This window comes from Litoribacterium kuwaitense (assembly GCF_011058155.1).
Taxonomy (GTDB): domain Bacteria; phylum Bacillota; class Bacilli; order Bacillales; family DSM-28697; genus Litoribacterium; species Litoribacterium kuwaitense.
The window spans coordinates 24,152-42,240 of sequence record NZ_JAALFC010000028.1 but is presented as its reverse complement, the minus strand read 5'-3'; the positions used below and the strand labels follow the sequence as shown (position 1 = coordinate 42,240).

Genomic DNA, 18,089 nt, shown 5'->3' with positions numbered 1-18,089 from the left:
GACCTGCCTCTTACGGCTTGCAAAGGAGTGTCTCACGATGAAAACGTCAACTTCGCTTGTCGCCCAACGAATTGCTGCCCAGCGTGCCTTATCCGAAAAACGAATTACTTCTGAACAATACGAAGACATCCTGTCCGCCATAGAGCATATGGAGAACCTACGTGCAAAACAACAGTCCAACACTCTTAAAAAATGAACATGGCCACGAAAAGACTGCTAAAGGCTTAAGCTAGCCAGCAGTCTTTTTTTATTACGTTTCGGATATTCCAACAAACGCGCTATGGTACGCTATACACAACACATGCATCATATGGAGGAGATTCGTATGAGGTTTTATTTCACCATCGGGCTTGGAATCCTTGGCATTCTCATATCGTTCGCCTTTCAGGATATCGTCGAGGCTGGGTTTTGGGACGGCTTTATCGCGGGAGGAATTATTGACATTATCCGCGGCCAATATCAGACAACACCGCCCTCTTCGATTCAGCGTTACTTGAAATAAGTCGCTCAACCGAAAGCTTTTCTACAATACACCATTGCCCCAACGTGGAATAACGTAATAGTATAAGATGAGAAAGTAAGGAGGCGTACGCATTGTCAAAAAAGAAAGTCGGTATTATCTTCGGAGGGAAATCTGCTGAACACGAGGTGTCTCTCCAATCAGCTAAAAATATTATAGACGCCATCGACCGCACTAAATATGACGTGGTCTTACTCGGGATAGACAAACAAGGACGTTGGCAGTTAAATGAAGCTTCTTCCTTTTTGTTGCATGCTGAAAATCCGGCGCTAATTCAGCTCAATCAATCATCTTATGGCGTCGCCATGGTTCCTGGACGCTCATCCGAACAATTTGTAGCGACCCAATCTGGAGATCCCCTTGATCAACTCGACGTCATTTTCCCGATTGTGCATGGTACGCTTGGTGAAGATGGAAGCCTGCAAGGACTGCTGCGCATGGCAAACCTTCCGTACGTAGGACCAAATGTATTAAGCTCGGCCATCTGTATGGATAAAGATATTGCCAAACGTTTGCTTCAAGCCGCTGATCTTCCTGTTGCGCGGGGTCTTTCCTTTACAAAGGCAAGACAAGATGCTATCGATTTTACAACAGTGAAGGAAACACTTGGTCTTCCGGTCTTTATTAAACCCGCCAACCAAGGATCGTCCGTCGGTGTCAGCAAAGCAACTTGTGAAGAAAGCTTTTTTAAAGCGGTCGAGGATGCTTTTCAGTATGATACAAAAATTGTTGTGGAAGAAGAGATTATCGGACGCGAAATCGAAGTAGCCGTTCTCGGAAACGAACATCCAGAGGCCTCTCTCCCAGGAGAAATTTTACCGCAAAGCGGGTTTTATTCGTATGAGTCGAAGTACATTGACGATGAGGGGGCACGGCTTGAATTGCCAGCTTCTTTAGCTGAAAAAGAGGTTAAGGATATACAAAAACTTGCGCTGGACGCCTTTCAGACGCTTCAGTGTGAAGGCTTGGCTCGCGTCGATTTCTTTCTCAAGCCTGATGGTCAATGGGTGATCAATGAAGTGAATACACTTCCAGGCTTTACACAAATCAGTATGTATCCAAAACTGTGGGAAATTAGCGGTCTTTCTTACACAGCCCTGATTGACCAGCTCCTTGAGCTAGCAATCGAGCGCTACGAACGAGAAACGCAGTTAAAAAGCTCGATCTACTAAGAAGAAGCAGCGACAGGCGATGATGCTTGCCGCTGCTTCTTTTAAGAAAAATGACCTATTTGAACTTGAAAAGGTCTTTTATTTTCATGAAACAATGGGTTGCAGGGCTAAACCGAAGGAATTATAAACCTACAGACCGTTTCGCATTTTAATTTTTCCAATTCGAATGCGACGCTTCGTACTCTCTTTATGCTTCGGGATGTCAATATACAGAATGCTGTTTTTCTGGTCTGCACGAATGCGCTCAGTATCTGCATTTTCCGGCAGACTGAAAGAGCGCTGAAATGAGCCATAGCTATGCTCAATGACACGCATCTCTGTGTCACTTTCCTCGGTTTCGTTGTACTGCTTTTTCTCCCCCTTCATCGTGATGATGTTGTTCTCAATTTCAATCTCGACATCATCAGGATCAATTCCAGGGATTTGTGCTTCGATGACGTAGCGATCCTTTTTTTCTTTAATGTTGCAAGCGAACACTCCTTCACTTTTTTCATTTGACAAAGGGTTCGCTGTGAAGAAAGGATCGTCAAAAAATCGTTCAAACAATCCGTCTAGCTCGTTTTTAATACGTCTTATTGGCTGGTTGTCTGCATGCATGCGACGAATCGGTTTCATAACGATGCCTCCTCATTATACTTTTTGAATGACAAGTACAACGCTGATTCAGCTACATCACACCATAGCGGTTAGCCCTAAAGACCTTTCAGTATGTATATAACCGTTTTATCTTGTTTAAAACCTAGTTATAACAAACATACAGACATTTTGACCCCGGCATGGCAACATCGCTTTTGCTCTCGCCATGCCCGCTGCAAGGTTTTCTTCTCAACCCTTGCAGCCAGTCGCTCTCTTCTACCTGTCCCAACCTACATAAAAACGAACGACAGCCGCACATTTTTGTAGCTTACTGTCGTTCGTTTCATATGTTGTTATTTGTCCATGCTTTAAGGCTTAGTCTACACGACGATCTCTTGTTGTTTAAGATTGTTTAAGCTTTGTTTCAACACTTTTTGCGCGTCGATCCAGACATAATGTCCAGTTGCATCGTATACAGCGGCGACGACCGTCTCCGTTGCGCTCGTGGCAGTGCTGAGCAAGCAGCTCTGTTGCTGTATGGAACTGTCCGACTGCAAACTTTCTGCTTCTGGAACATAAAACGGGCTGTCTGGTAACACCAATTCATTTCGACTTTTTAATGTCAGCCGCTCAGATGCCCAGCTCGTCCTCTTTAGCAAATTCCGTATAACCCGTGACGCATGAGCTTCGTGTCCAATATGAACCATATCCCATGCTGTTGAGAAATGACGTTCGTTAAATAGCCCGTGTGGATTAATAAATTGGGAAGCAACAGCTCCTGATCGAACAGCGACATCGTTCATGCTCCAGGCAAAATAGCGAACCCCTGCATCGTAAGACAATCCTTTATGCAGATCTCTTTTCGCGATATGATACGCAAGCGCACGCGCAGCATCATTCCCCGAGCCTATGAGTAGCGCAGCAAGCACTTCCATGAATACATACGTTTGACCAGGGATTAATCCGGCTAAACGTTCACCCTTCGTCTCACTTAATACTTCATCGCCGACGGTAATACGTTCATTTAGGCGACACATTTTCAAAGCCGTTAAAGCCGTTAATACTTTCGTCGTTCCTGATGGATACATACGCTCACGACTATTTTTCTCATAAAGTACTTCTCTGTTTTTATCATGAATCACAATCACATGGTTTGCAGAAAGATCGTTCATTTTCTCTGCATCTTTATAAATCATGGAAGCCATAAGCTCCACTCCTTTGCAAGATGTCTTTCCTTGTTCACCTCTTACTATACGAAGCAAACCTAAAACCCCTACAAAAAACCCTTAAGAAAACCTTAAGAGTTTTTTAAACGGCTTAATAACGCCTACATCAAGGTTGTGTCAGTAGGACATAGACTAGAAAAACAAGGATTGACACAATGCTGATTGCACTAATAATGCCAGCAGTAAACGCGACGATTTTAACGACGGTCATCAACGGCTGCTTTTTATTTTGTTGTGTTGCATTCATTTTAGTTGCCATTGCCCCCCTTCCCTGATGCCGTTAAAAAACGATCAAGCCTCAGGAAAAATTCATGTGATAAGGCGTAGCCTCTCTATTTATATTAGCATAACTTGATAGCGAAACGACTACCGATGCGCCTAGAAAATGCTTCAAAAGTATGTCTTTTCGTTCACTAAATGATCAACTCGATATCTATAAAGAGCCGTTCTCCTTTACGCTCTTATGATCGATTCATGCGTAAGGCTTTCTTAATATCTTTAAAAATACCGGAGCGACCAGAATACATGAGAACGCCTCCTCGATAGACGCGTCCACCAAAGAAGGCAAGCGCGATAATAGACGCTACCAACAGCCCGATACCTAACAAAACTTCAATAAGCGGTACGTCGAGCAATCCGACACGCAAAAACATAATGACCGGCGTGAAAGGTGGAATAAAGGATGCGATCGTCACTAAAGGCTCTTCCGGTGCACTCAAACCTGACATTGCGATGAAGAATGCCAAGATGAGGACGTAATTCACTGGCGCGACAGCTTGATTGACTTCTTCAAGGCTACTGACGAGACTGCCAAGCATCGCCGCAAGCGTCGCATAAAAAAGATAGCCGAGAAGAAAGAAAAGTAACAGGTAAAGCAACGTATCGACAGGAACCTCGTTTAAGCCGAGAAGATCCATGACGACTGACTCCTCTTCACTGCCCGCAGACCTTAATTGCATCGAAGCGAAGGCAATCGAGCCGATGATTGCAAACTGCATAAGACCTAATAACGCAATCCCGATAATTTTAGCAAACATTTGTGTGACGGGTGACACGCTCGAAATGAGAATTTCCATCACACGTGAAGATTTCTCCGTAGCCACTTCTGTTGCAATCATATTCCCGTACATAATGACCGAGAAATAAATGACAAAAATAAGTACATACACAAGGGCGCGCGCTTGAAACATTTCTTCTCCTGTTTGCGCGGGCTGTTCCATCCAATTTCTTTCAAACGCGACCGGCGCTTTTATCGCTTCAAGAATCTCTTCATTTAACCCCGCCTCGTTTAATGCATACGACTCCTTGACTTGCTGCAAGGCTTGATTGAGTGATTCTGCTGTTGGACTTGAGGTTTGTTCTTTTTGTAAATACGACGCTTGCGGTAACCCTTCAGCAATATCCATTTGTAGAAAACCGCTGTATGTTCCGTCTTGAACTGCTGCTTTGGCTTCATCTGTACTTCCTGCAAATCTTTCAAGTGTCATCGCAGCGTCAATGTCATTAAGCGCTTGTTTTACATCACCGTAGAGTTCGTCAGAATCGGTCTGTACAGCCACAGTCTCTGGCGCGTCATCATTAAATAATGATATCACTAGGTCAATATTAAGCATAAAAACAATGAACAATGATGCGATTATCGTCGTTGCTACATACGATTTCGTTTTGGCATGCTTCGTAAAGGTGAAGCGAGCGGTCGTCCAAAATTTATTCATTTTGCCCACCCACCTTTTCGATAAAGATGTCATTGAGCGTCGGCTCTTCTAACTCAAACTTACGAACAAAGCCTTTGCTTGCAACACGGGAAACAGGGTCTCAGCCACTTCCGGATGCTCAATTTCCACTCTGGCCCCGTTCGCTGACAGCTGCACATCCTTCACTCCCGAGACAGCAGACAACCAATCTAGCGAATATGGAGCATCAATGCGGACAAAGCTGCGGGGCTCTGCGGCTTTAATTTCCTTCACATGACCGCTCACAACGACTTTTCCTTGCCGCAGCATGCAAATATGCTCACATAGCTCTTCCACGTGCTCCATACGGTGGCTGGAAAAAAGCACGGTCGTTCCTCTGTTTTCCAGCTCTTTTACAGCGCTCTTAAAGAGTTCGACGTTGACGGGATCAAGCCCGCTAAACGGCTCATCTAAAATGACGAGCTTCGGTCGGTGCAATACAGACGCGATGAATTGAATTTTTTGCTGATTTCCTTTCGACAGCTCTTCTACCTTTTTTTTGGCGTAATGAGGAATGCGAAAACGTTCAAGCCACGCCGCTATTTCCTTTTTAACGTCACCTCGCTTCATATTGCGCAAACGACCGAGATAGGTCAGTTGCGTTTCTACTGTCTGTTTAGCATAAAGCCCTCTCTCCTCAGGTAAATAACCAATCCAATCATGACTCATCGGCTTCATCAGCTGCCCATTGTATTCAATATGACCTTCAGAAGGGGAAAAAATGCCGAGAATCATGCGAAACGTCGTTGTTTTCCCTGCACCGTTTGCTCCTAAAAAGCCGAACATCTGCCCTTGTGGAATATGGAAATCAAGCCGGTCAACTGCTCGATTTTTTCCAAAGTCTTTACTCACTTGATGAAATGTGAGACCGTCCATTGTTCAGTCTCCTTCCTTTGTTGTTTAACAAATATACGCGAATAAACAGAAGAAGGTTTCATTTTTGCAATCTCCATCTGTCAATTAGAGATACTGTATTTCATGAGCTCGTTTTTCTGTTACACCTCTACAGACATCAGCACACAATCTTCCCAAACACCTTCATGCAACTCATGCTGTGGTAACTCTTTCCTTTTCGTAAAACCGCTTTTTAAATAACACGCAATCGCTCGTTGATTTTGTATCCGAGGGTCAACGACCACCCGAAACGTGCCAAATTCCTTAGTCAACCGTTTTAACATGAAATTCATAAACGCTTGTCCAATCCCCCGATCCCAATAATTGGGCTCGCCAATAAACTGGTCCATCCCTAGAGTCATCCGTTCATCCCGAAAACCATAACCGGCCTTCATATCATTTCCAGCTGATAAACTTGACAGTAGCCGATCGGCTCATGGCGAAAAAGAATAATGAATCTTCGCTTCGTCTTTTCTTTGCGAAAAAAGCGGTGTTGGACGAGTGACTCGTCATGCGGACGGTCTCTCCCCTCATAATACTGTAACAGGCTTGGATTTTGCAGCCATTTGGACATTTTTGGGATATCTACTGTCTGCAGAGGACGAATGTCTATGTCGTCAGCACAAATCGTCATTTGCTATGAACCTCCTTTACAATTTGCAGGAGAAAACCAATTTTCTGAAGCAAAAGCTTCACAATAGCCGGTCATTGAGTTACGATCAACATATACAGGAAAGACTGCTAGGGGAGCCTTAGTAAAAAGGCTGAGAGAAGTAATCCTTTGACCCTTTGAACCTGATCTGGTTAAGACCAGCGTAGGGAAGCTATCGGCTAAAGCTATGATTACCATGCTTTCATATGCCGTGTGGCTCTCTGATGACCAGAAGCAGACGGTTTTTTTATTGTGGCTCTCTCGCAGTTCTTAATACATATGGAGGGTTCATGATGACATTACCTATTGCTTTAACGATTGCCGGCACTGATCCGTCGGGAGGGGCAGGTATTCAAGCTGACCTAAAAACGTTTCAAGAGCTTGATGTCTTCGGCACAAGCGCTATCACAGCTGTCGTCAGCCAAAACACGTTAGGTGTACGTTCTTTCGTTAATATGGAGACTTCTTTTATTGAGGATCAGTTAAAAGCCGTCTTTGAAGATCTGCCACCTCACGCCGTAAAAACCGGCATGCTTTCTGCCGTTCCGGTCATTGAAGTAACAGCACATGTACTAAAAACAGAGCAAGTAAAAAATTATGTGATGGATCCGGTGATGGTTGCTAAAAGTGGAGACGCTTTGCTTGCAGAAGACGCTCGAAGCAGTCTGTTAAACGAATTGCTCCCTCTGGCGACTGTCGTGACGCCAAACATTCCGGAAGCTGAAGAGATGGTCGGTCAGTCCATTACGACAATAGAGCATATGAAAGATGCAGCAAAAAAACTTGTAGAGGTCTATGGGGCAACGGCTTGTGTGTTAAAAGGCGGGCATCGTATGGACGACGAGCAAGCAACCGATATCTTATACACAAATGGTGCCTTTGACAGCTTTAGCTCTCCCCGAGTTGCAACAAAACATACCCATGGCACAGGCTGTACGTATTCAGCTGCCATTACAGCCGCACTGGCAAAAGGAGCGTCTATTCCAGAAGCCGTCCAAACAGCCAAAGCATTTATTTCGGCTGCTATTGAAGACAGTCTAAATATCGGTCACGGGAACGGTCCAACAAACCACTGGGCATGGCGCCGTCGCCAAAACAAATAAAAAGTATTCTCTTATCGTCTCTTATTTGCCAAACCTTTTCAATGGATCATAGTTCCTTTTATACAATCAAGGGAGCTGTGATTTTTTCTCCAAGATTCATGGTCTGTTACTCCCTAAAATTAGTTCGTTATTCCCATTCAAGAAATTATCATTCTGAATATTCTGTATCATATGATGCATTTTTGCAATAGCGCTGCTAAATGATTATATTTTATTTTCTTCATATGTTAACATATATTTACAGCACGATCTGTATCAATCACCTGAGAACCACCCCCTTTTCTACCCGCACCTGCAAAAGGATGCGGGGTTTTTTTAGCTAAGGATCGCATGACATCAATGTCACCACTTATTTCATGGTACAATTCAAGGACAGTAATTGACGATCCGTTCTTAAGGAGGTCTGTCCAATGGACGTACCAACACTCTATACGAACCGCTTGCGGCTCCGCCCGTTACGAGAGCAAGATGCCCAACCGCTCTTTCAAATTTTAAGCAATAAAGAAGTCACAAAAATGTATGGCATGGAAAAACTAACGACCTTTGAGGAGGCCGTCCTTTTAGTGCGTTCTTTGCGGGAAAGCGTTCAATATGGCTGGGGTCTTCGCTGGGCAATCGAAAAAACCAAAACGGCCGACCGATCTTTATAGGCAGCTGCGGCTTTCATGAATGCTCGCCACGAAATGCGCGAGTGGAAATGGGCTACGAGCTGGACCCATTTTTTTGGGGAAACGGCTATGCTACTGAAGCGCTAGCAACAATGATCCATTGGGGGTTTTCGGAAGGAAGACTTCTGCGAATTGGGGCGACGGTCATGCCTGAAAACAAAGCGTCATTAAAATTACTCACACGACTTGGCTTTCAGCAAGAAGGTTTATTAAAAGATTATATTATGCAGGATGGCGAGCTCCGAGACGTCATCATGCATCGGCTGCTAAAACGAGAATGGCTACACTTGACGAAGCGTCATTAATTTTCGTCAAGAAGCCCTCTCCCACAATGGAAGTGTGACTTGGAACGTCGTTTTTTCATGGGTACTGTCCGCCTGTATCTTCCCATCATGTAAATCAATAATGCTTCTAGAGATAGCCAGACCAAGTCCTGATCCCCCATGATCATCCGTTCTCGATTTATCTACACGATAAAACCGATCAAATAAATAAGGAAGGTCCTCCTCTGGAATAGGTTCCCCGTAGTTGATGACCTTCACACCTACAGCATCACCGTTCAGCTCAATCTCTACATCAATCTTCCCTCCCTGCGCTCCATACTTGACGGAGTTGGCAAAAAGGTTTTCAAAAACTCGCACAAGCTGATCACCATCTGCCAAAACTACTGCCGACCTCTCACCACCATGAATACTCAATTCAACTCCCAAAGCGCGAAATGAATTGTCATATTCTGAACCTAGCTGCTGTAAGAGAGAAACAATATCCAAAGGGCGTTTATTCATACGGATTCCACCGAAGCTTACGCGTGTATACTCAAACAAGTCGTTTACCATTCGATTCAGCCGTAAAGATTTACGGTAAGCAATGTCTGTAAAGTAGCGCAGCTCAACCTCGTCTTTGTAACGATCCTCGTCAATTAAACGCAAGTAGCCGATGATCGATGTTAAAGGCGTGCGCAAATCGTGAGACACGTTAGAAACGAGCTCATTTTTTGCCTGAACCGCATTTCTCTCCTCGGCAATAGCACTATCTAATTGCGTTGACACAGCGTTTAAATTTGTCCTCAGTTGATCGATTTCTTCATTGCGTGAGAAGGGAAGCCGGTAAGAAAATTTCCCTTGGGCGATATACTCACTGCCACGAATGGTTTGCTCTAGCTCCTTCATCCAGCGACGGGTGAAAAAAATAATAAATAAGGCGAAAAAAACGAGTGAACTAACAACTCCGACAATCAAGATCGCCAAATTTATGCCAAAAAGATTACGAATTAAATCGACAATACTCGGAGGTACGATGCCGATAGAAACGATAATGATGCATACAAAAATAAATGCCATCGCTACGAGTACTCCGAGCACAGCAGAAAGACCAATCGTAATCAAAAGCTGAAGCTGTAGCGGGTGAACGATTTTACGTTTCAAGTTTATATCCAACTCCCCACACCGTATGAATCATTTTGTATCCAAGCTTTTTTTCAATCTTGTCACGTAAATTACTAATGTGAACCATCACTGTATTATTAGACGAATAATACGATTCCTTCCATACATGTTCAAATAGATTTTCAGCTGAATACACGCGACCAGGATGCTGAGCCATGAGATGAAGAATATCAAATTCCTTTGCCGTTAATGAAACAACGTCACCGTCAACCGTCACTTCATGGCGAGCCGTGTTAATGGTCAGTGGGCCACATTGTAGCAAATGAGCATGATCCTCGTCTTCTTCAGCTGGGGAATTAGGTTTATACTGATAGGAACGACGCAGTAACGACTTGACCCGTGCGATCAGCTCCAACGGGTTAAACGGCTTAATCATATAATCATCTGCTCCGGTCATCAACCCAAGAATCTTATCCATATCCTCTGCCTTTGCACTGACCATAAGGATTGGCGTATCTTTAACTTCACGAATCCGCCGCGTAACCTCAATCCCATCCATTTTTGGCATCATAACATCAAGGATGACGAGATCAACATCCTGCGCTTCCATGACTTGAAATGCTTCCTCTCCATTGAATGCCTTTTCAACTTCATACCCTTCATTTTGCAAATATATCGCAATCAAGTTCACAATATCTGGATCGTCATCAACGATTAATAAACGTCTCATCGTCGTCCCTGCCCTTCTTTATTGTCCTGAAATTACCTTACCACAGCCACTCCTTTCAATGCTACAGACCGACAGAGCGCAACAACGTGACATTTTTTGTTTGTTGTTTAGAGCTACACGATTTATGATGCTTCATTACCAATCATTTATCATCCTGAAAGGGGGTACGCCTGTGCTTATTTTTCCGTTTGCATGAACTTCGTTTTTGACGAAAAAAAAGCGTAGTCAAAGTGATTGTAAACTTTGACTACACCTTGCGGCTGATTAGCGATTAATCGTCGTCTCGTTCAAATTCAATAATGCTTCCTGTCTTAGCATCAATAGTGATCTCTACTTCATCACCATTGTTTGCCCGGATTTCAAATTCGTATTCTCCGCGCCCGTCATCTTCATCTAAAGATGCCTCCACAATCGTTCCTGGAGCTTTTTTTAGCGCGATCTTGTGTGCTTCCTGCATAGAAAGTTCAACGTCATAGAGCTCTGACTTATTGACAACTTTTCCTGTGTTCGCATCGACGTAAATATCATCTTTTCCGTCATCTTCTACGTCCACTTCGTAGTACCATTTGCCATTGATGTACTCTAATTCAATGTCATCAACGTGGTTATTTTTTCCGTTTAGCGCTGCTTCTTTCGCTTGTTCCTTGCTAATATTCACGTTGACGTTTTCCTCGTCTCTATCATCATCGTCATCGTGATCATCACGATCGTAATCGGGACGTTCGGCTAAAATTTTGCCTGAGCGAGCGTCGATATAAACATTTCGTTCGCCTTTAGACGTCCGCACTTCGATGTCGTAAAACACTCTTCCATGCTCGACTTCAATGTCGGTATCTGTCACTGTTCCGCCGCCTGTTTTGTTCAGTGCTGCTTCGATAGCTTGATCACGTGTCACTTTTATAGCTTGTTTAGGTACCCACGGCTTTCCGTCGATGAGTACCTTGCCGCTCCAAGCACTTACGTAAACATCTTCATCGTCACCATTGACTGCAATATCAACTTCATACATGACATGGCCATAATTTCTCGTCAGTTCAAAATCTGTCACTTTTCCGTCTCGTTCTTTAAGGGCAATTTCCTTCGCTTTTTCAGGTGAAATGGTAACTGCATTAACTGTATGCTGGGTGACACCGCGCTCGTGATCAAGCTCGAGCTCAACTGTTCCATTCGCTAACGCATGGGAACCAAAACCAAGACCGCCTAAAGCTAATGTGCCTGCTAAAGCAATACCTGTAACTTTTTTGTTCATTGTTAAATTCCTCCTTCAATGGAATATCTATCTTCGATCTATTTTCATCATACCTCGTGCTTCTGAGAAACAAGAAAGAAGAAAATGAGAAATTGATGAGAAACGAATGATCTTGTTTTAATCATCCCAAGAAATTGAAATGACTTCTCCAGATTGAGCTTGCACAACGACATCGATTTCCTGGTCATTGAGGATGACTTCAATTTCGTAGACCTTCCCGGTGTCGTCATCGTCATCGACTTCCATTTCCTTCACCGTTCCACCTCCAGCGGCTTGCAAGGCAATATTCATCGCTTCTGCTGAGCTGACGACGGTGCTAGCCTGTGGCTGCGCTGGCTGGGTCGACGTGTCGTTGTTTTTTACCGTATTGTTGTTCTTTGTTGGCTTTGGCTGTTTTGTATCGTCCTGATCATTTTGGTTGTTTGCTTCATTTTTATCTGTCGGTTCTTTTGGCGTTTCACGGTCTTCAAGTGTTTCTTCCTCTTGCTCGAGAATTGCACCATCTTTTCTGTCCATTTTGAAATGATAGCGTTTCTTCTCCTGCTCAATGATTACAGCAAAGGCCTTAATATCATCTAACATTGTTTCCTCAATAGAGACGACTTCTCCCCCACCAGCCGCCTCAAGGGCTTTTTCACTCACTTCCTCTTCACTCAGTAGAGATTGGGGTGCTTCTTTTTGAGCTAATTGCTTAATTCGTTGAATAGACCCTTCGGTCGCATCGACTTGAATTTGATACGTACCTTGATCATTCGTTAGTACGAGCACGTACGTGTCGTTAATCAAATCCGTCTCCGTTACTTCGCCATTATAAAAATCCGTCACTTTCTCTATCACATCTCGCTCTGACAAGGGAGCTGTCTGCTGAATCGCCAGAAGCTGCTGAATCCCAAATCCGCCTACAACGACGACGATGGCGATCGGAACCCAAAACCATCGTTTTTTCAATGCGATCCTCTCCTTTCGGACATTTCATATTCATAATGTAGCAGACGCAAATGAGATTTTGCTGAGAGTGTTAATACAATGGGAGCCAGACGGAAATTGTTGTCCCTTCGCCTTCCTTTGTCTGAACGTCAATGCTTCCGCGATGAGCATCTATCATCCGTTTGGCAATAGACAACCCAAGACCCGTTCCGCCAGTCTGACGGCTGCGCGCTTTATCCACTCGATAAAACCGGTCGAATATATGCTCTACGTCCTCTTTAGGAATTCCTTCTCCTTGATCCGTTACGGAAAACCCGCCTTGCTTTTCATCATAAGCAGACGCACCTCGACTGCTTCGTCACTGTATTTCAAGGCGTTATCGAGAAGAATATAAAGCACTTGTTTTGTTTTTTCCTTATCAGCGTAAACGACCACTTTTTCCAAATCGTCTGTCCAAATGATCGTTCGTTGATACGCTTGACGCATCGTCTGCACTGTCTCTTGAACAAGCTCATTTAAGATTACCCCTTGGCGCTCCAATCGCTCTGTACCGTGATTGGCGAGTTCGAGCATTTGCTCAGTCATGCCTTTCATTCGCTGTGATTCTGAGACTATGGCTTCAATCGATTCTTCCAGCACTTCAGGTTTTTTCGCTCCCCAACGTTTCAAGAGGTTCGCATAACTTTCAATCGCTGTTAAAGGGGTTTTTAACTCATGAGAGGCATCAGAAACAAACTGCTCCTGCTTTTCGTAGTTTTCTTCGAGGATATCCATCATCCTGTTAAAAGTCGCTGCCAGCTGTGACAGCTCATCATCTGACGTTTTATCTAACTTAATTCGTTGAAAATCGCCCTGTTTTTGAATATCTTCCATTGTTTTTGTCATTGTAATGAGTGGCTTCACGATCAGGTCGCCTAAGGTTTTTCCTGCTAAAATACTTGGGATTAACACGACAAGCGCAGCGATAAACAAAACGAGACGCAATATGTCGAGAAGCGCATAAGTGTCTTCAACGTTTTCTGTCACCTCTAATGTGACGAGGCGACCATCGTTAAGCATGGCAGGAAACGTTGCTGTAATGAACCGTCTTCCGTCAAGCTCTCGCAGTGTTGTACTTTGTCCCGTTTTATAGAGCGGCGGTAATGACGCGGTACTTCGATCTTTTGTAATGACTAGGGGAGACGAATCGTTTTCTCCTTCAATTATCCGGATCATGCCCTCTGCTGGCAAATATGCGCGTAAAAGCTGCGCGGTTGGTACTGCACCTCCTGCCTCTGCCAACGCCTCGGCGATGCGTTCAGTTTCAAGAGCTGCTTGAGCTTCTTCACGTTCAGTAAGACGGCTTTCAAACAAATAATAGATCGCTACCGTGATCACAACCATCGCAAGCACAAGCCAAACCGTCGAGAAAAGGTAGATTTTCCCTCTCATTTTCATATTTAGCCACCTGGCGCTTTCATGACATAACCAACACCGCGAACCGTCTGAATCAAAGCAACATCAAATGGGTAATCAACTTTTTTACGCACATACCGCACATATACGTCGACGACATTCGTGTCACCGTAGTAATCGTAACCCCAAACGTGATCAAGGATCTGTTCTCGGCTTAATACTTGACCTTCGTGCTTCATCAAAAAGATTAATAAATCAAATTCTCTTGGTGTTAATTCAAGAGAACGTCCATCTCTACAAATTTCTCTCGTTTTCGTATTCACCTGCAAATCACCAACTTGCAATTCACCTTCCTTAGGTTTGTTGGCCATTGATGACGTCGTTCTTAAAATCGCACGAATGCGGGCAAGGAGCTCTTCAATTTGAAAGGGCTTTGTCACGTAATCGTTGGCGCCTAAATCTAAGCCTTGAACCTTATCTGAAACCGTGTCTCGTGCTGTTAGCATAATGATCGGTGTTTGACCGCCTGTTGAGCGAATCCGACTTAAAATGTCCGTTCCACTCATTTCAGGCAGCATCACATCAAGCAAAATAAGGTCCCATTGTTCCTCGCGATAGCACGAAAGGCCTTCTGAGCCTGTATGTACGGAGTGCGCTTCATATCCTTCATACTCAAGCTCCAGCTTCAGTACACGGGCAATTGACGCTTCATCTTCTATAATTAAAATGCGCTCTTTCGTCATTTATTTAGCCTCCACCTTCAGATGACACTAGCATAACGAACCGATCGAACGGAGGCAAGCATTGGTAGAACCAACATTTTTGAACTGTATTCGTTTTAGATGACATCCGCCTGCCCCACCGCTCAAAGTGTAAATACCTTTTGAGCGATCACGCTTACCCCCTTTGCCGACGCAAAAAAACACTCCTTTCAATTCTCTGCATAGAGAAGATGAAAGAAGTGTTTTTTGTATACTTTATGTCTCTGACCACCAAAAACTCTCCGTCACCTCATCGGAAAGCAGGGCACGAAGTCGATCCTCTCGTACAGTGTAATAACTCCACGTACCGCGGCTCTCTTTTTCTATAAAACCTGCACGCAATAAAATTTTCAAATGGTAAGACAATTTAGATTGTGGCATATCCATATACTCCATTAAGTCAACGACACACGAAGCGCCGTGTTTTGTCAGCAGTTTTAATACTTTTAAGCGCTTTTCATCAGCTAGAGCTTTAAATGGACTTTCAAAGTCGGTGACGGGCCGTCTTTTAGAAACGCAAGCTGTCGTCATACCATTCCCCCCTTAATCAATCTTAATTGATAAGTCACAGTGTAAACCCTTTCATATCATTCGTCAACCTACATTTTCCAAAAAATGACCTCAAACAGGAGGAAATTTCCGAAAAATTTGTTTTTAGATTGGCTATCGGTGATATGCATCCGACGACAGATTTTGATAAAGTGGAAGAAAGGGAGGAAATTGTATGAGTGAATTTCAAGTCATACTTTTTGTCATCGCGATCGTCCTGTTCGGCATCACCTTATTTTTTATCGCCCACTACAACACGTTACTTCGCTTGCGTATGTCTATGCAACGGAGCCAAACGGACATTGAGACGTTACTTCGTCAAAGGCACGACATGATCGTCGACCTTCAAACGTTTCGACCAGCAATAGATCAACAGACATGGGAGGAAGTCATGACCCTCCGTCAGCAGTTGATCAAAGGATCGACTCAAGAGCGCATTCACGCAAACGATACGATTAAAGGCTTGCTTTATCCAATACTGCCAAGGCTTGATGAGACAGAAAACGTCTCCTTATTAGAGGATTTAAATGACCTCGAACAACGAATCATGTATTCAGCAAATGTTTATAACGAAAGCGTTCAACGCTATAATGACAAAATATCAAATTCTCCTGCAGTCGCTATTGCCCGCCTGTTGCGCCTTAAAACACGGCCTTCATTAAAGAGAGTGAAGCTCAAACGGCCTAAATGATGAATAGCCCACAATGAAAATCCCCGGTGCTCGTCAAATGAGCTTCCGGGGATTTGTGGTCCAACATGTATTATGAAGATTTGTTCCGTTTTCGCTTTTCATACTCTCGCTTCGCCATCGGAACGACTTTGTTTTTGATGGCGCGTTGAACTGAAGGCTTCTTTAATAACCTCAATAGCTTTTTGAATAATGATGACATCGGCTTCCCCTTCTTTGCGCGAAAAGTATTCTTTTAACGCTTCCCCAATCCCTTTGATCATAAACTTAGAAAGAACGTCCAGACAACCAATTTTTCGCAGCCTCTACCTCAGCCATGCTCAGCTGGTGGCCTTGATTAGTCCAAAATACGTCGACTTCGGCACCCGCTTGTTGTAAATAAGAAGTGAGATCCTTCGTTTCTTCTGCTGGACACATCGGGTCATTCGTCCCAGCACCAATCCAAACGTCCTTACCACTCAAATGAGTTGGCTGTTTGTCACGGCGCGGCACCATTGGATGAAATAACACAGCACCTGCTAAAGCTTCTGGAAAGTCGTACATAAGGCTTCCAGCAATATTGGCACCGTTAGAATAACCAACTGCAATGAGGGGATTTGTTTGAAAAGCGTGCTCTTCTCGCGCTGTTTGTATAAATTGATAAAGCTCTTCGGTGCGCATCGTTAAATTATCGAGATCAAATACACCTGGTGCCAACCGCTTAAAATAGCGCGGCATACCGTTCTCAATCTCCTGACCCCTCACACTTAATCGCCCTGCATCGGGATGAAGCTCACGTCCGAGCTCGATCAAGTCTTGCTCGCTTCCGCCAGTACCATGAAGCAGTAATAACACAGGCGCTTTCTCTGTTTTCGGTGGATGATAAATATACTTCATTATGCATCACTCCTCGGTGTCGTGTCCAATGGGGCAATGTGCTTTTCAATATGCTCGCGCTGACTTTCTAAATACGGCGGAAGAGATAGACTTTCTCCTAAATGCGCCTCGTCCTCATCTGTCGCAAAGCCAGGACCATCTGTAGCGAGTTCAAATAAGATGCCATTAGGTTCACGAAAATATAGCGATTTAAAATAAAACCGCTCGACAAACCCGGAATTTGGGATGCGCAGCTCATTTAATTGCTCCGCCCATTTAAGCAAAGCCTCTTCATCTTCCAAACGAAACGCCACGTGGTGGACGCCGCCTTTCCCTAATCTTTCCGGAGGAAGATCGGTCCGTTCTTCTAAATGGACCTCAGCTCCAGTCCCCCCTTCGCCAACCGAGAAAATTTGGATATCATTCATCCCCTCTTTCTCTGGTGGGCGCGTGCCTGCAAGATGAAATCCGAGGACGTCGGTCAGGATGTCGGCGGTTCGCTCTGCGTCCGGCACAGTCAATTTCACAGGTCCTAAACCAATAACTCCATGAGCTGCCGTAACTGCACTTCGCTCCCAAGGCTCACCGCCCGCAACGCCTTCATTCGTCTCATCGGATACAAAAGCCAACCGTTGACCTTCAGGATCAAAGAAAGGCAACGTCTTGCGGCCAGCTACTTCTATTACCCCTGTATGCTGAACGTTGTGATCGTCAAAGCGCTCAACCCAATATTGTAATGATGCATCAGACGGTACACGCAGTTGAATTTGCGAGATGCTCCTGTTCCCTTGATGCGTTGGCGCCGCATTAGGAATTTCAAAAAAAGTCAGCTCTGTTCCTGGGCTTCCGACACGATCGCCATAAAATAAGTGATAAATGCTCGTGTCATCCTGATTCACTGTCTTCTTTACGAGACGCATACCTAAAATATCGGTGTAAAACGTGTAATTTCCTTTGGCGCTTCCTGTCATGGCCGAAACGTGATGAATCCCTTTGATGTTCATTA

At 44.3% G+C, this 18,089-nt stretch carries 24 protein-coding genes, 1 pseudogene and 1 riboswitch; of the genes and pseudogenes, 7 read left to right on the top strand and 18 right to left on the bottom strand.

Annotation, left to right across the window (positions count from 1 at the left end; all coding sequences use genetic code 11):
* From G4V62_RS13545 to ddlA, 3 genes are all read left to right on the top strand, one after another.
* A partial coding sequence (locus G4V62_RS13545) for a hypothetical protein (protein ID WP_212508786.1) occupies positions 1 to 196 on the top strand: 196 nt, incomplete at its 5' end.
* Positions 197 to 325: 129 nt separating this feature from the next.
* On the top strand, positions 326 to 502 hold the full coding sequence (locus tag G4V62_RS13540) for a hypothetical protein (RefSeq protein WP_165203075.1): 177 nt from the start codon (positions 326 to 328) through the stop codon (positions 500 to 502).
* Positions 503 to 594: 92 nt separating this feature from the next.
* The gene (gene ddlA / locus G4V62_RS13535) at positions 595 to 1,692 is read left to right on the top strand and encodes a D-alanine--D-alanine ligase (RefSeq protein WP_165203074.1); all 1,098 of its coding nucleotides are present in this window, start codon (positions 595 to 597) and stop codon (positions 1,690 to 1,692) included.
* 129 nt (positions 1,693 to 1,821) lie between these two features.
* Here ddlA and G4V62_RS13530 read toward each other — a convergent pair whose 3' ends face one another.
* The 7 genes and pseudogenes from G4V62_RS13530 to G4V62_RS20365 all read right to left on the bottom strand — a co-directional run bounded on the left by G4V62_RS13530 (position 1,822) and on the right by G4V62_RS20365 (position 6,755).
* Positions 1,822 to 2,307 (bottom strand): Hsp20/alpha crystallin family protein, encoded by a 486-nt coding sequence (locus G4V62_RS13530; RefSeq protein WP_165203073.1) that lies wholly within the window; start codon positions 2,305 to 2,307, stop codon positions 1,822 to 1,824.
* A 341-nt stretch (positions 2,308 to 2,648) separates the two neighbouring features.
* Positions 2,649 to 3,473, bottom strand: a complete 825-nt coding sequence (locus G4V62_RS13525) for a D-alanyl-D-alanine carboxypeptidase family protein (RefSeq protein ID WP_165203072.1) — start codon at positions 3,471 to 3,473, stop codon at positions 2,649 to 2,651.
* Between the two features lie 127 nt (positions 3,474 to 3,600).
* Positions 3,601 to 3,753, bottom strand: coding sequence for a hypothetical protein (locus G4V62_RS13520; RefSeq protein WP_165203070.1), 153 nt, complete (start codon positions 3,751 to 3,753; stop codon positions 3,601 to 3,603).
* Positions 3,754 to 3,955: 202 nt separating this feature from the next.
* On the bottom strand, positions 3,956 to 5,209 hold the full coding sequence (locus G4V62_RS13515) for an ABC transporter permease (protein ID WP_165203068.1): 1,254 nt from the start codon (positions 5,207 to 5,209) through the stop codon (positions 3,956 to 3,958).
* Positions 5,202 to 6,103 (bottom strand): annotated as a pseudogene (locus G4V62_RS13510) (ABC transporter ATP-binding protein). Before G4V62_RS13510 ends, G4V62_RS13515 begins: the two are co-directional and overlap by 8 nt.
* Before the next feature lie 119 nt (positions 6,104 to 6,222).
* The gene (locus G4V62_RS20370) at positions 6,223 to 6,516 is read right to left on the bottom strand and encodes a GNAT family N-acetyltransferase (RefSeq protein ID WP_281359554.1); all 294 of its coding nucleotides are present in this window, start codon (positions 6,514 to 6,516) and stop codon (positions 6,223 to 6,225) included.
* A complete protein-coding gene (locus G4V62_RS20365; protein ID WP_281359553.1) occupies positions 6,513 to 6,755 on the bottom strand; it encodes a GNAT family N-acetyltransferase in 243 nt (80 codons plus the stop codon). Before G4V62_RS20365 ends, G4V62_RS20370 begins: the two co-directional genes overlap by 4 nt.
* A 99-nt stretch (positions 6,756 to 6,854) precedes the next feature.
* A riboswitch (TPP riboswitch) is annotated at positions 6,855 to 6,960 on the top strand.
* A 103-nt stretch (positions 6,961 to 7,063) separates the two neighbouring features.
* Between G4V62_RS20365 and thiD the strand changes: the two genes are divergently transcribed.
* From thiD to G4V62_RS13490, 3 genes are all read left to right on the top strand, one after another.
* Positions 7,064 to 7,876: a bifunctional hydroxymethylpyrimidine kinase/phosphomethylpyrimidine kinase gene (thiD, locus tag G4V62_RS13500; RefSeq protein ID WP_165203066.1), complete on the top strand. Its 813-nt coding sequence runs from the start codon at positions 7,064 to 7,066 to the stop codon at positions 7,874 to 7,876.
* Positions 7,877 to 8,286: 410 nt separating this feature from the next.
* Positions 8,287 to 8,526, top strand: coding sequence for a GNAT family N-acetyltransferase (locus tag G4V62_RS20360; RefSeq protein WP_165203064.1), 240 nt, complete (start codon positions 8,287 to 8,289; stop codon positions 8,524 to 8,526).
* The gene (locus G4V62_RS13490; RefSeq protein WP_165203078.1) at positions 8,466 to 8,849 is read left to right on the top strand and encodes a GNAT family N-acetyltransferase; all 384 of its coding nucleotides are present in this window, start codon (positions 8,466 to 8,468) and stop codon (positions 8,847 to 8,849) included. The genes G4V62_RS20360 and G4V62_RS13490 overlap by 61 nt, the downstream gene beginning before the upstream one ends.
* 6 nt (positions 8,850 to 8,855) lie before the next feature.
* Here G4V62_RS13490 and G4V62_RS13485 read toward each other — a convergent pair whose 3' ends face one another.
* The 8 genes from G4V62_RS13485 to G4V62_RS13455 form a co-directional block, all read right to left on the bottom strand.
* Positions 8,856 to 9,968 carry a sensor histidine kinase gene (locus G4V62_RS13485; protein WP_165203062.1) on the bottom strand — a complete coding sequence of 371 codons (1,113 nt, stop codon included), beginning with the start codon at positions 9,966 to 9,968 and terminating at the stop codon, positions 8,856 to 8,858.
* Positions 9,958 to 10,659, bottom strand: coding sequence for a response regulator transcription factor (locus G4V62_RS13480; protein WP_165203060.1), 702 nt, complete (start codon positions 10,657 to 10,659; stop codon positions 9,958 to 9,960). The genes G4V62_RS13485 and G4V62_RS13480 overlap by 11 nt, the downstream gene beginning before the upstream one ends.
* Positions 10,660 to 10,930: 271 nt before the next feature.
* Entirely contained in the window at positions 10,931 to 11,908 is a 978-nt protein-coding gene (locus G4V62_RS13475; RefSeq protein ID WP_165203058.1) for a PepSY domain-containing protein, read from the bottom strand.
* Positions 11,909 to 12,025: 117 nt separating this feature from the next.
* Entirely contained in the window at positions 12,026 to 12,856 is an 831-nt protein-coding gene (locus tag G4V62_RS13470; protein WP_165203056.1) for a PepSY domain-containing protein, read from the bottom strand.
* 70 nt (positions 12,857 to 12,926) lie between these two features.
* Positions 12,927 to 13,121: a sensor histidine kinase gene (locus G4V62_RS19990; protein WP_312855499.1), complete on the bottom strand. Its 195-nt coding sequence runs from the start codon at positions 13,119 to 13,121 to the stop codon at positions 12,927 to 12,929.
* Positions 13,122 to 13,138: 17 nt separating this feature from the next.
* Positions 13,139 to 14,272: a sensor histidine kinase gene (locus tag G4V62_RS13465; protein WP_246218440.1), complete on the bottom strand. Its 1,134-nt coding sequence runs from the start codon at positions 14,270 to 14,272 to the stop codon at positions 13,139 to 13,141.
* 2 nt (positions 14,273 to 14,274) lie between these two features.
* Positions 14,275 to 14,973 carry a response regulator transcription factor gene (locus G4V62_RS13460; protein WP_165203054.1) on the bottom strand — a complete coding sequence of 233 codons (699 nt, stop codon included), beginning with the start codon at positions 14,971 to 14,973 and terminating at the stop codon, positions 14,275 to 14,277.
* A gap of 234 nt (positions 14,974 to 15,207) precedes the next feature.
* Positions 15,208 to 15,522: an ArsR/SmtB family transcription factor gene (locus G4V62_RS13455; RefSeq protein WP_165203052.1), complete on the bottom strand. Its 315-nt coding sequence runs from the start codon at positions 15,520 to 15,522 to the stop codon at positions 15,208 to 15,210.
* A gap of 193 nt (positions 15,523 to 15,715) precedes the next feature.
* On the opposite strand from G4V62_RS13455, the gene G4V62_RS13450 reads away from it, so the two are divergent.
* A complete protein-coding gene (locus G4V62_RS13450; protein ID WP_165203050.1) occupies positions 15,716 to 16,231 on the top strand; it encodes a LemA family protein in 516 nt (171 codons plus the stop codon).
* A 98-nt stretch (positions 16,232 to 16,329) separates the two neighbouring features.
* Here the strand turns inward: G4V62_RS13450 and G4V62_RS13445 are convergent, their stop codons facing one another.
* The 3 genes from G4V62_RS13445 to G4V62_RS13435 are packed head-to-tail and all read right to left on the bottom strand — an operon-like array spanning position 16,330 to position 18,087.
* Positions 16,330 to 16,491: a hypothetical protein gene (locus tag G4V62_RS13445; RefSeq protein WP_165203048.1), complete on the bottom strand. Its 162-nt coding sequence runs from the start codon at positions 16,489 to 16,491 to the stop codon at positions 16,330 to 16,332.
* A 4-nt stretch (positions 16,492 to 16,495) separates the two neighbouring features.
* Positions 16,496 to 17,107 carry an alpha/beta hydrolase gene (locus tag G4V62_RS13440; RefSeq protein WP_312855498.1) on the bottom strand — a complete coding sequence of 204 codons (612 nt, stop codon included), beginning with the start codon at positions 17,105 to 17,107 and terminating at the stop codon, positions 16,496 to 16,498.
* On the bottom strand, positions 17,104 to 18,087 hold the full coding sequence (locus G4V62_RS13435) for a ring-cleaving dioxygenase (protein WP_165203044.1): 984 nt from the start codon (positions 18,085 to 18,087) through the stop codon (positions 17,104 to 17,106). Before G4V62_RS13435 ends, G4V62_RS13440 begins: the two co-directional genes overlap by 4 nt.
* Positions 18,088 to 18,089: the final 2 nt, after the last annotated feature.

Excerpts from the sequence above, each read along its gene's own strand:
- G4V62_RS20360 (WP_165203064.1), top strand. The coding sequence starts at position 8,287 with ATGGACGTACCAACACTCTATACGAACCGCTTGCGGCTCCGCCCGTTA.
- G4V62_RS13450 (WP_165203050.1), top strand. The coding sequence starts at position 15,716 with ATGAGTGAATTTCAAGTCATACTTTTTGTCATCGCGATCGTCCTGTTC.
- G4V62_RS13460 (WP_165203054.1), bottom strand. The coding sequence starts at position 14,973 with ATGACGAAAGAGCGCATTTTAATTATAGAAGATGAAGCGTCAATTGCC.
- G4V62_RS13520 (WP_165203070.1), bottom strand. The coding sequence starts at position 3,753 with ATGGCAACTAAAATGAATGCAACACAACAAAATAAAAAGCAGCCGTTG.
- G4V62_RS13540 (WP_165203075.1), top strand. The coding sequence starts at position 326 with ATGAGGTTTTATTTCACCATCGGGCTTGGAATCCTTGGCATTCTCATA.
- G4V62_RS13525 (WP_165203072.1), bottom strand. The coding sequence starts at position 3,473 with ATGGCTTCCATGATTTATAAAGATGCAGAGAAAATGAACGATCTTTCT.
- G4V62_RS13435 (WP_165203044.1), bottom strand. The coding sequence starts at position 18,087 with ATGAACATCAAAGGGATTCATCACGTTTCGGCCATGACAGGAAGCGCC.
- G4V62_RS13515 (WP_165203068.1), bottom strand. The coding sequence starts at position 5,209 with ATGAATAAATTTTGGACGACCGCTCGCTTCACCTTTACGAAGCATGCC.
- G4V62_RS20365 (WP_281359553.1), bottom strand. The coding sequence starts at position 6,755 with ATGACGATTTGTGCTGACGACATAGACATTCGTCCTCTGCAGACAGTA.
- G4V62_RS13475 (WP_165203058.1), bottom strand. The coding sequence starts at position 11,908 with ATGAACAAAAAAGTTACAGGTATTGCTTTAGCAGGCACATTAGCTTTA.
- G4V62_RS20370 (WP_281359554.1), bottom strand. The coding sequence starts at position 6,516 with ATGAAGGCCGGTTATGGTTTTCGGGATGAACGGATGACTCTAGGGATG.
- G4V62_RS13530 (WP_165203073.1), bottom strand. The coding sequence starts at position 2,307 with ATGAAACCGATTCGTCGCATGCATGCAGACAACCAGCCAATAAGACGT.
- thiD (WP_165203066.1), top strand. The coding sequence starts at position 7,064 with ATGATGACATTACCTATTGCTTTAACGATTGCCGGCACTGATCCGTCG.
- G4V62_RS13455 (WP_165203052.1), bottom strand. The coding sequence starts at position 15,522 with ATGACGACAGCTTGCGTTTCTAAAAGACGGCCCGTCACCGACTTTGAA.
- G4V62_RS13465 (WP_246218440.1), bottom strand. The coding sequence starts at position 14,272 with ATGAAAATGAGAGGGAAAATCTACCTTTTCTCGACGGTTTGGCTTGTG.
- G4V62_RS13480 (WP_165203060.1), bottom strand. The coding sequence starts at position 10,659 with ATGAGACGTTTATTAATCGTTGATGACGATCCAGATATTGTGAACTTG.
- G4V62_RS13445 (WP_165203048.1), bottom strand. The coding sequence starts at position 16,491 with ATGATCAAAGGGATTGGGGAAGCGTTAAAAGAATACTTTTCGCGCAAA.